The organism is Winogradskyella sp. SM1960 (assembly GCF_020179375.1).
GTDB classification, from domain to species: Bacteria; Bacteroidota; Bacteroidia; order Flavobacteriales; family Flavobacteriaceae; genus Winogradskyella; species Winogradskyella marina.
Map to the genome: position 1 here is coordinate 1 of NZ_JAICBG010000013.1, position 11,061 is coordinate 11,061.

General features: G+C 30.5%; 11 protein-coding genes. All 11 read left to right on the forward strand.

Going from position 1 to position 11,061, the window contains the following annotated elements:
- Nucleotides 1–130: 130 nt before the first annotated feature.
- The 11 genes from K1X16_RS17305 to K1X16_RS17355 all read left to right on the forward strand — a co-directional run bounded on the left by K1X16_RS17305 (nt 131) and on the right by K1X16_RS17355 (nt 10,851).
- Nucleotides 131–1,006, forward strand: coding sequence for a hypothetical protein (locus tag K1X16_RS17305; RefSeq protein ID WP_225037334.1), 876 nt, complete (start codon nt 131–133; stop codon nt 1,004–1,006).
- A gap of 194 nt (nt 1,007–1,200) precedes the next feature.
- Nucleotides 1,201–3,000, forward strand: coding sequence for a hypothetical protein (locus tag K1X16_RS17310; RefSeq protein ID WP_225037335.1), 1,800 nt, complete (start codon nt 1,201–1,203; stop codon nt 2,998–3,000).
- 58 nt (nt 3,001–3,058) lie between these two features.
- A complete protein-coding gene (locus K1X16_RS17315; RefSeq protein ID WP_225037336.1) occupies nt 3,059–3,595 on the forward strand; it encodes a hypothetical protein in 537 nt (178 codons plus the stop codon).
- Between the two features lie 169 nt (nt 3,596–3,764).
- The gene (locus K1X16_RS17320) at nt 3,765–4,559 is read left to right on the forward strand and encodes a cation transporter (RefSeq protein ID WP_225037337.1); all 795 of its coding nucleotides are present in this window, start codon (nt 3,765–3,767) and stop codon (nt 4,557–4,559) included.
- A 202-nt stretch (nt 4,560–4,761) separates the two neighbouring features.
- Entirely contained in the window at nt 4,762–5,334 is a 573-nt protein-coding gene (locus tag K1X16_RS17325) for a hypothetical protein (RefSeq protein WP_225037338.1), read from the forward strand.
- Nucleotides 5,335–5,489: 155 nt separating this feature from the next.
- On the forward strand, nt 5,490–6,074 hold the full coding sequence (locus K1X16_RS17330; RefSeq protein WP_225037339.1) for a PsbP-related protein: 585 nt from the start codon (nt 5,490–5,492) through the stop codon (nt 6,072–6,074).
- Between the two features lie 224 nt (nt 6,075–6,298).
- Nucleotides 6,299–6,532 (forward strand): hypothetical protein, encoded by a 234-nt coding sequence (locus tag K1X16_RS17335; protein WP_113966733.1) that lies wholly within the window; start codon nt 6,299–6,301, stop codon nt 6,530–6,532.
- Nucleotides 6,532–6,849: a type II toxin-antitoxin system RelE/ParE family toxin gene (locus K1X16_RS17340; protein WP_225037340.1), complete on the forward strand. Its 318-nt coding sequence runs from the start codon at nt 6,532–6,534 to the stop codon at nt 6,847–6,849. The genes K1X16_RS17335 and K1X16_RS17340 overlap by 1 nt, the downstream gene beginning before the upstream one ends.
- 859 nt (nt 6,850–7,708) lie before the next feature.
- Nucleotides 7,709–8,254, forward strand: a complete 546-nt coding sequence (locus K1X16_RS17345) for a hypothetical protein (RefSeq protein WP_225037341.1) — start codon at nt 7,709–7,711, stop codon at nt 8,252–8,254.
- An 801-nt stretch (nt 8,255–9,055) separates the two neighbouring features.
- Nucleotides 9,056–9,673: a hypothetical protein gene (locus K1X16_RS17350; RefSeq protein WP_225037342.1), complete on the forward strand. Its 618-nt coding sequence runs from the start codon at nt 9,056–9,058 to the stop codon at nt 9,671–9,673.
- Nucleotides 9,674–9,831: 158 nt separating this feature from the next.
- Nucleotides 9,832–10,851 carry an FAD:protein FMN transferase gene (locus K1X16_RS17355; protein ID WP_075694601.1) on the forward strand — a complete coding sequence of 340 codons (1,020 nt, stop codon included), beginning with the start codon at nt 9,832–9,834 and terminating at the stop codon, nt 10,849–10,851.
- Nucleotides 10,852–11,061: the final 210 nt, after the last annotated feature.

Below are 11,061 nucleotides of genomic sequence, written 5' to 3' on the forward strand. Positions count from 1 at the left end.
TTATTTACTAAATTGGCTTATTGAAAACCCGAAGGTAAGGTGTTTCAAATCCCTTACTATTCATATATATATTCATTGTGGGTAATTTAAGAAAATGACCGAAAAAGATTTAAACATAGTTAATTCACTTATGAAACGGACAGAAAACCTACCTGAAATTCTTCATTTGAGAGCTGCACCGATTGGCTATGAACTGACCGAAAATGATAAAGAATTACTTTTAGATACCTATCAAAAATTAGATGATATTTTAAAAGAAGTTGCCGCTTTTATCAATGTTAAGTTTCCTGGAAGACAAGATTACATCCAACCTTGGAATGATATCGACTTTGATACTAAAATTGGTGGAATTAAAATAGCTACGACCGATAGAGAACATACCAAATCAGCGTGGAAAAAAGGAATTTTTGATTTAAAGAGTTTAATTAAGTCTCTAATTAACGAAGTTACGCTTCTTGTAGACCACGAAAATGAAATTAAAGGAAACCCTTTACTTGACGAAAAAGAATGGGATAAATATTATGACGAACGTCTTGAAAAAAGAGCCGACCAAGCAGATTTTTTTCTTGATATGATAATTGAAAAAGGACTTATCAATTTAGATAAATCAACCGTAAGAAAATATTTCAAAAAATGGTTTAATGAATCACAAGATTTCGATTTACAAATTAAAGACGGAGACTTCGCAATTGAAAACGGAGATTTTCAAACTGTTCCTGATTTTAGCAAAGACAATATTCCCGAATTTCTTAAATGGTTTGAAGATGAAGGAAACAACTTTATGGATTACTTAAAAGAACAAGGTGTAAACGTAAAAAAAGGCTCAAAAGAAACGATTATCAATAATGGAAATATGATAATTAATAAAAAATCGAAAACCGGAAAACAGACAATTAAAACTGGAACGGAACAAAAGGAATCGAATTGGTCAAAAGCGAATACGATAATAGCTTTAGTAGTCGGAATAGTAACAATTATTGGAATTGCTTGGCAAATATGGGGATAAAAACTACCCACAACACCGTATATAATTTATTGCTGGCTTCTCGCCTACTTACGAAAGTCCTCTCGGACTTTCTTCGTCGGTAATTATTTACTAAATTAGTTGCTTAAACCACGCAACAAACCATATACAAACACGTTGTAGGCAATATCGCCAACACTTTGAGAATTATTTATTAAATTTAAACAACGGAACTTATGAACAGAAAACTAATGAAACAATTTTTGTACTTTTTATTCTTCACTTTTGCATTTTTTGGATGTGAAAAAGACGACACTAATACTATCGAAAACTCTTCTGAAAAACCAGAATTTACAATTAACCTAATTAGCAAATCAGAGCTATCAGAAAGTAAAAGTGTAAAAGCTATAGTAGAAACTCTACCAAATAGTAAAGATTTAATTTCTCAAAACGGCAATACCAACTTACAAGGAAAGTTAATTTACTCGGAAGAATATGACTTTTATGTAGATAATGAGCAAGCTTATCATATTACATCTGGTGATTACGAAAGTTACACCTTTGCTATTAAAAGACCTGAGAATAATGGACTTACTGAAAATTTAGTTTTAAGTAAACAAAAGGATGGCACTTACAAAGCATCTATAATGAGCTATGATTTAACTGAAACTGAAAGGCAATCTATTATTGATGGAGTTATACCTGTAGGTATTGAAAATAAAACTTCAGTACAACCACTTCCTGAAGTTTCAAGTTCAAGTGATTCAGGTATTGTACCAATAGGCAGTACAGGCATATATTATGATACGGCTACTGGTGGTTGTGTAAAAATTATAATTGACCTTTCAGGAGAAACTATTGGTTACACCTGGAATCCTGTTAACTGTCCACAATATATTGTTGATAATGGTAATAGTGGTGGCAGTAACTCTAGTGGTAGTGCAGGTAATGACAATTCTGGCAACAATTCGGGTTCTGACTCTGGCTATGATTCTGGTTATGATCCAACAAATGGAAATACTACTGGCGGAGATGGTAGCGGAAATCCTAACGGTACAGGCACTTCAAATGGTTCTGGGAATACTAATAACAACAATACCACACAAAATCCAGACGGTATTGGCACAGTAACAAAACCATTAGAGATAATGAACGTTGATGGAGTGCTTTGGGAATGTTTTGGATATGGAAGCCTTGCCTACACTAGAGCGCAGCTATTGGATGATGTACAACGTAAAGCAATTGCTAACTATATTAATATGAATGGGTGTAGTGTAGAAAACTCTGAATTTATTGAAGAAGCGGTAAAGATTTTATCAGAAAATGAAGATTTAGATTTTGAAGATTTAGAAAAATTTATAAACGGTATGGATAAAGATTGTCAAGCTAAAGCCATTTTTTATTCTATTTCCAAAACAAAAAATAATTCCGATTTTACACAAAAAATTTGGAATCATTTCTTTAGGACTTCTTCAACTAATAATATTAATATTCAAGACATAGATTTACCTGGTATCGGAGGCGCTAGAGTTCGTTTACTACTAGAGAGTAACGAATATTATGACAATGTTGTAATAATGGAGTTTGACAATACTTATTTAGATACGGCAACCACACTTGGCATTGTTAGCACATTTTACCATGAGTTAGTTCACGCTTACATTGTTAATTTATATCATAGTGGCAACTTGCTTACCGAATATCCTGAATATACTGACTTAAAAACTTCAATGGATAACTTGCTTACGGACACAAACAATAATGCTTTTAAAGAAGCCTATAAGCAAGAGAGTCATAATATTTATACCGATTTTATAGATGATTTAGCCGAAGCAATTGTTGCATATTGCAGTTATGCAAATATAAATGGAGTCGATTTAACTTATGCCAGAAAATTGGTTTGGGGTGGACTCAATGGCAATAATGTATTTACCGAAAACCTTACAATAACAGAAAGAATAGGAGCACAAACTTTATTAGCTTATGAACACTTTAATGACACTACTGATGCAAAAGGCACAAAGACTTGTAATTAAAAGTACATTTATTTTACTTTTATTTTACTTTCAGACAATATCATCACAACAAAATGATATGAGGAGTATTATTGAGCAAACTATAGAAAATTTTAAGTATAAAAAAGACTCAATGGTATGCTCAATGAAAAGTATAGATATTACGAATATGAAATCAGAATTAAAACATTACTATGATTTTAGGACTAAAAATAGACCGTTTTATACATTTTTCGCTATTGATAGCACTACTGGCGAAGATTATATAGATAGTATTCCGAGTGAAATATCAATTAAATATTGGAAAAAAAAGTACAGAGCTTTAGATAGTTTATTTACTGCAAAAGAAATAAAGCAAATAATAGATGTAGAGCTTTCAGAAAGTAAAGACTATGTTTTTAATAGTAAACAACAAACTGTGGAATGGTGCAAAGATTGCGAATGTACAAACAGACTATCTAAACCATTTTTTAATTCAAATAGAGATGTAGTGCTGATATTGCATAGAATTAATATTACTTATATTTCAAATCACAATATCGCTTATATCTATCGAAAATCAGATGGAGAATGGCTCTTGTACAGCACAATAAACACTTTTGGAGGAGGATTATAAAAAATACTGCCTACAACAATGTATATAAAAAATAGCAGTTAAGAGCAAAGCCGTAAGGCTTGTTCTTTTCTGCTATCTTTGTTTATAATTTGCAAAGTAACAGCATTTTTATCTGCTACTTCTCATATACGGAGACGTTGTAAGTAATGCCGAAAAACCCAGAAACCAAGTGAATAAAACAATATTTGAAATTACCAAAATGGATTGTCCTTCAGAGGAAAATCTTATCCGAATGAAATTGGACGGAATTTCAAGCATTGCGAATTTGGACTTTGATATTCCGAATCGAAAATTGACCGTTTTTCACAGCGGAGAAATTGACCAAATCGAAAAGTCCGTTATCGAATTGAATTTAGGTGGAAAAAAAATCTCAACGGAACAAACCGACCGAACGGAATTTAAAGAAAACGAAAATCAGAAAAAACTACTTTGGTCTGTACTTGCCATAAATTTTGCTTTTTTCATTATTGAAATGACAACAGGAATTATCTCAAAATCTATGGGACTTGTTGCCGATAGTTTAGATATGCTTGCGGACAGTTTTGTGTACGGAATTAGTTTGTTTGCGGTTGGCGGAACAGTAATAAAGAAAAAACGGATTGCCAAACTTGCTGGATATTTTCAAATAATACTTGCGATTATTGGATTTGTAGAAGTCTTGAGAAGATTTTTCGGAAACGAGAAACTTCCCGATTTTTCAACAATGATTATAGTTTCGATTTTTGCACTTATTGCAAACGGAATTTGTCTTTATATTTTGCAAAAGTCAAAGAGCAAAGAAGAAGCACATATGAAAGCGAGTATGATTTTCACTTCGAATGACGTGATTATCAATTTGGGAGTAATTATTGCAGGAATTTTAGTGCATTATTTGAGTTCTAATAAACCTGATTTGATTATCGGAACAATTGTTTTTGCATTGGTAATTCAAGGAGCATTTCGGATTTTGAAATTAAGTAAGTGAACTAAAAAAGCACTACTTACAACAACGTGTATAATTAATGGCTGGTTCTCGCCTACTTACGAAAATCCTCGCGGATTTTCTATTCGGTTTTTATTTGCTAAATTAGGTGCTTAAACACGCCACTAATCATACACAAAACCGTTACCCAACATTTGACGCAACCATTCTGAACATCTTGCATCTTAAATAAAAAACTAGATTAATGAAAAAAATGACAATTATATTTTCGGTTATATTTCTAGCTTATAGTTGCGGATGTAGTGATGAAGGAACTGATTATGTAAATTTTAATGAATTTGAATCTTCTATAATTCCAACAAACATAAATTCGCAGGTAGAATTTGAAAATCAAAATTCAGAAATTATTACAGCTGAATATACTGAATTTGATAACGAACCAATATACTCGACGCCTTCAGAACCAAGTTGTCATGTTTATATTTTTGAATCGAGTAGTGTAATTCTTTCAATTACAGAACTTGAATTGAATTTTCGACTAAACATAAAGGTGCTTGACTATGGTAATCGCAGAGAAGTTATTTTTATTATACAAACCGATGAAGAAATGTATTTCATAAATGGCTCTGTTTTTGATGAAAGTGAAGATATCGAACAATTTCTAACAAATTATAACTCAAATGGATTTGAATTCAATGACGTTTTTATTTTTTCAGGTTCAATCGAAAATGAAATCAGTAAGATAATTTATGAACCTCAAGTTGGTGTTAGATTGATTGAATTTAATGATAGTACATATTTAAAGTTAATAGAATAAAAAAAACGTTGGGTAACACCGTATATAATTTATTGCTAGTTCTAGCCTACTTACGAAAATCCTCGCGGATTTTCTATTCGGTTTTTATTTGCTAAATTTAGTGCTTAAACCACGCAACAAACCATATACAAACACGTTGTGCATAATTTGAGAAAATGAAATTCATAGGAAAATTTATCTTTCTGATTTTGGTTGTTTCTTGTTCAAACAAACAAAATACTCTAAATAAATATGCGGACTATCCTGTGAAATTTGCGAGACAAAAAATCTCTCATCCGACCAATGATTTTTCAATACTGATTCCAAAAAATTGGGAATGTAAAGTTGAAGAATATGACAATGAAAATATCATTCTGGGAATTGACGCTAGTTCTAAACCTGACAAAAATGGATTTATTGACATAATATCTATTCAAAAAATTAAAAGTTTTGGAGAAAATAAAGACTTGGAATCTGAATTTGAATACTGTTTAAATATTATTGAAAATAACTCTCAAAATAGAAAAATTGTGGAATCTGGACAAACAGAACTATTAAACAAAAAGTCCTATTTTCTTCACACAAAACCAGACTCAAATCAAAATGGAGGAACAGAAATAATCAGCTTCATTTTGGACAGCGGAATTGAAGGTGTTTTTTATAATTTAACAGCATCAGCTTCACAAACGGAGGAACTAAATAAAAATATGTCGATTTTGATTCAGTCATTAAGGACATTTGAACAACTGAAAAATAAATAAAAAAACTATGCACAACAACGGCTATAGTTCATTGCGGCGGAATTTCCTCTCGGAAATTCCCTGTGTGTTTGCTATCTTTGGTTTACGTCGGAATAGTTCTGCCGAACCATTCCGCAACGAAACCATAGCCAAGACCGTTGGCAACAAGCTGAAAAATTCGTTAAACCAAGAAAGATATTGATTGAATTTGATAATTTAGTATCTTTGATAAAAAGAAACTCGAAATGAATATAGAAGCTCGAAAAATAGAATTTATTCAAGAATTCCTAAAACTTCAAAGCGAGGAAGCAATTTCCAAGCTTGAGAAAATATTGAAAAAGGAAAAAGACACTTCTGACGAAAGGCTTTTTAAGCCTATGACCATTGATGAGTTAAACAAACGAATTGACAAATCAGAATCAGATTTCAAAAACAATCGGTTTAAAACAAGTTCTGAACTTTTAGCCAAATACGAATAATGAATTTTAAAATTATTTGGTCAGACTTTTCGGAAACTCAACTTGACGAAATTTATGAATATTACGAAAAGAAAGCAAGTTTAAAAGTTGCTACTAAAATTGTAACTGGAATAATTAAAGAATCGGAAAAATTAATCAAAGCATACTTTATTGGACAAGAAGAAGAATTACTTAAAGATAGAGAAATTCAATATCGTTATTTGGTTTTCAAAAACTACAAAGTGATATATTCGGTTGATGAACAAAACGGATTTATAAAAATTGCTGATGTTTTTGATACTCGCCAAAATCCACCGAAAATTAAACGAACAAAATAAAGCCTGATTGCCAACAATGTATATAATTTATAGCTGCTTCTTGCCTACTGTCGAAAAACCTCACGGTTTTTCTATTTCGGTTTTTATTTGTTAACTTACTCGCTTATAACACGCAACAAATCATATACGAGACCGTTGGCAAACAGTTATCCAGACCAACAAAAATCGTACTTCAATTCAAACATTTAGATTTTTAACAAAGGAAAAAATAAATAGAACTTGAAATTGAAATTGAAATTGAAAAGAAACGTCGGAATTAATTACTCTTGCGGAAAAAATACGCTGGAATTTTGGCTTGCCCAATGTCAGTTCTTTAAATCGAAAATTTAGCAAACCGACAACTTTCGGCTGAATAGCAGTTCCGAAATATCGGAAGCAAAACGTTCGGCAAAAAACAGAATGAAAAGCGGAAATTTATTTGAGAATTTAAAGAAATAATAAACTTGAAATCTAAATTAAAAAACAACGTCTGAATTTATCACTCTTGCGGAAAATTATGTCGGAATTTTGATTTGCCCAATTTCAGTTCATTGCATCGAAAATTTAGCAATCCGAAAAGTTCTGGCTGAATAACAGTTCCGAAATATCGGAAGCAAAACGTTCGGAAAATAAACGGAAAGAAATGCGGAGATTTTTTTGAGAATTTTAAGAAAAAAGAGCTAAATTACGCTTGAGAAACAAAACGTCGGAATTTAACGATTGCGAAAAAAATAAAACCGATTTGCCAACACCGTGTATAATTCATTGCTAGTTATAGCTTACTTACGAAAGTCCTCGCGGACTTTCTATCTGTGATTTATTTGCTAACTTTAGTGCTTAAACACGCAACGAAATCATACACAAACACGTTGGCAATAATATGAAGAAACGAACCAGAATAATAATCGGAATTATAGTTGTCGGAATATTATTATTAAATAGCTTCTACTTTTTACCACAAGAATCATCTTTATATTTAAAAAGCGATATTTCTGATTTTAAGAAATCAATTATGCCGATTTCTATAATATTAACTCTGATTATAACTTTATTCGGAACATTTGACCGAAAAGAATACGGTGGAAAAATATGGTCGAAATTAATACACATACTCTATATTGGAATGATGTGTATTATTATTTATCCTATTATTTCTGACTTTGTTGTATCGCTCGGACTTAAAACAAATAGATTGTCGAGTAATGAATTAATTACTAAAAACTTTATCGTAACTGTTAAAGACGGTTATAGTGATTTGAACAATACTGTTTGGGGAAGAATTCCGAATAAAATGTATGACGGAGAAATTGACAAACTAAAATTAAACCAAAAAGAATATAAGTCGGTAAATGAAAAACAAGAAATCGTATTAGAAATGGAAAAAGGATTATTTGGAATTGCTTTTAATCCGACTATTAAAAAATAAATACTATTGCCAACAATGTGTATAATTCATTGCTAGTTATAGCTTACTTACGAAAGTCCTCGCGGACTTTCTATCTGTGATTTATTTGCTAACTTTAGTGCTTAAACACGCAACGAAATCATACACTAGACCGTTAACTACAAGCTGATTCCAAATCAACATTTTTCTAAAATTTAAACATCAAACTAATAACTTTGGATTGATTACTCGGATGAATAATGCAAACTCAAAAGCATTACGGAGTAAACTCAACTTGACTAAATAACCAAGATAATTTAGATTTAAATAATTAATGAAAGTAAAACAACTTACAACTCACTCTACTCTGCTTGAATTAAAACAACTAAGATAATTTAAGATTAAAAAAGACTAATATAGAAACCAAATATCAACTCACTCTACTCTATTTGATAATTAAAACAACTAAGATAAATTGAGATTCAAAAGATTGATAAAGGAAAACAAGATTCAAAAGCAAACGTTTATCGTTACGGCTGAACTACACGCAGGAAAACCAATTTGTACTAATCTGGATTCGCTAAACGGAGTAATACGCTTAAACTCTTGCGAGAATTTGAGTTCCAAAATGAATCTAAAGAAAAATATAAAAATTTGAACTCTGCCTAAATAAAAAAAAAGCCAGTAGTTAACAACGTGTATAATTAATTGCTTTTTTTAGATTACGTGCGAAAATTCCGCTGGAATTTTCTCGGGTTCGGTCAATTTTTGCTAAATTAGTTGCCAAACCACGCAACTAAACATACACAAAACCGTTAGGCTTAATTTGACAAAAAATCCCGAATGAACAAAAAATTGGTAAATATAATTCGAATTATAGGACAATTAATTTCAATTTCAATTTTCGGGTTAGCTGGTGGTTTATTAGTTCATTTTAGAATACCAGGAAACAATTCTTTTACTGACAATGATGCTGGACCATTGGCTCTAGTATATGGAATATTTTTAATTATCGGAATTGGGCTTTTATTAAATTCCTTGATTTTTAGACAGAAGAATCATTGGAAAAAATATAGAACTGGAATTATAGTTTTTGTGATTGGATTTGGGTTATTAGTTTTTATACCTAGAGATGTAATTAAATGGAGTTTCTTTGGTGGAAAGAAAATGGAATTCACTAGCATAAAAAACCCTGATTTTATTTGGGTAAAACTTGAACTATACAAAAATAATGACTTTTTATGCTCAACTTCTCACGGAGGAGAAATGACAGAAGAAACATTAGGAGAATACAAGTTAAAAAATAACGTTCTTGAATTAAATTTAAAAAACAGAATATCTGAACATACAAAAAAAGTATATCCAACTTTATATAAAAATATCGGAACAAAATATCGAATAATAAATGATACTTTAATATGTATAGATTGTGAAAAGGAAATAAAACTGAAAAAAAACTAAGCCTAACAATGTGTATAATTAATGGCTAGTTATCGCCTACTTACGAAAATTCTTGCGAATTTTCTATTCGGTTTTTATTTGCTAAATTAGGTGCTTAAACACGCCACTAATCATACACAAAATCGTTACCACACATTTGAAAAAAAACCAGAAACAGAATGAATATTTTAAAATTATTTACACTTTTTATACTTACTACGATTCTTCTAGGATGTGAATCAAATAAACAAAAATTAATTATTCTAAAAGGATTAGCTATCGGAACTTCTTACAAAATAGAATATTATAGCAGTAATAATAATCCGAAAATCAAAAAAGGAATTGACTCTGTCATTAATTCAATGAATAAGTCTTTGAGTACTTATATACCTAATAGTGATATATCTCAAATCAATAAAGGAAATTCAAACATTAGTACAGATATTCTTTTTCAAGATGTATTTAAACTTTCAAAAGATTTATATAAAAAATCAAAAGGCTATTTTGACCCAACTGTTGGAACATTAAGAAATGCATATGGATTTGGAGATACTAAACCCCTTAAATTAATTACTGATTATAAATTAGATTCTATGATGAATTATGTCGGTTTTAATAAGGTTAAGCTATTAGACAATAATAAAATTTTTAAAGAAAATCCTAAAATTTATCTTGACTTTAATTCAATTGCTAAAGGCTATACAATAGATAAAATTGTTGAATCAATTGCAAATAAAGGTATTGAAAATCTGAGAGTAGAACTTGGTGGGGAAATTAGAGTAATTGGAAAAAACTTGAATTATAATGATAATTGGACAATTGGAATTGAAAGTATTGAATCTAAAATTAATAATAGAACAGTCAGAGCTAGATTAAAGCTAATAGACAAATCAATAGCTGGTTCTGGAAATTTCAGAAAATATAGGATTGATTCTATCACTAAAAAAAGATATGTTCATACAATTAATCCACTAAACGGAAAAGCAGAACAAAGTGATGTTTTAAGTTCGTATGTAATTGCAAACACTTGTGCCAAAGCTGATGGTTATGCAACTGCATTTATGGCTATGGGAATTGAGAAATCAAAAAAATTATTGTCCGAATTAAAAGAAATAGATGCTTATTTGGTTTATTCGGATTCTTTGGGAGAAACAAAAACACATATCACTAAAGGCTTTGAAAAATTAATAATAAAATAGGAATAAAAAACGTGTGGTAACACCGTATATAATTTATTGCTAGTTCTAGCCTACTTACGAAAATCCTCGCGGATTTTCTATTCGATTTTTATTTGCTAAATTTAGTGCTTAAACCACGCAACAAACCATATACAAACACGTTAACTACAAGCTGATTCCAAATCAACATTTTTCTAAAATTTAAACTTCAAACTAACAACTTTGGATTGA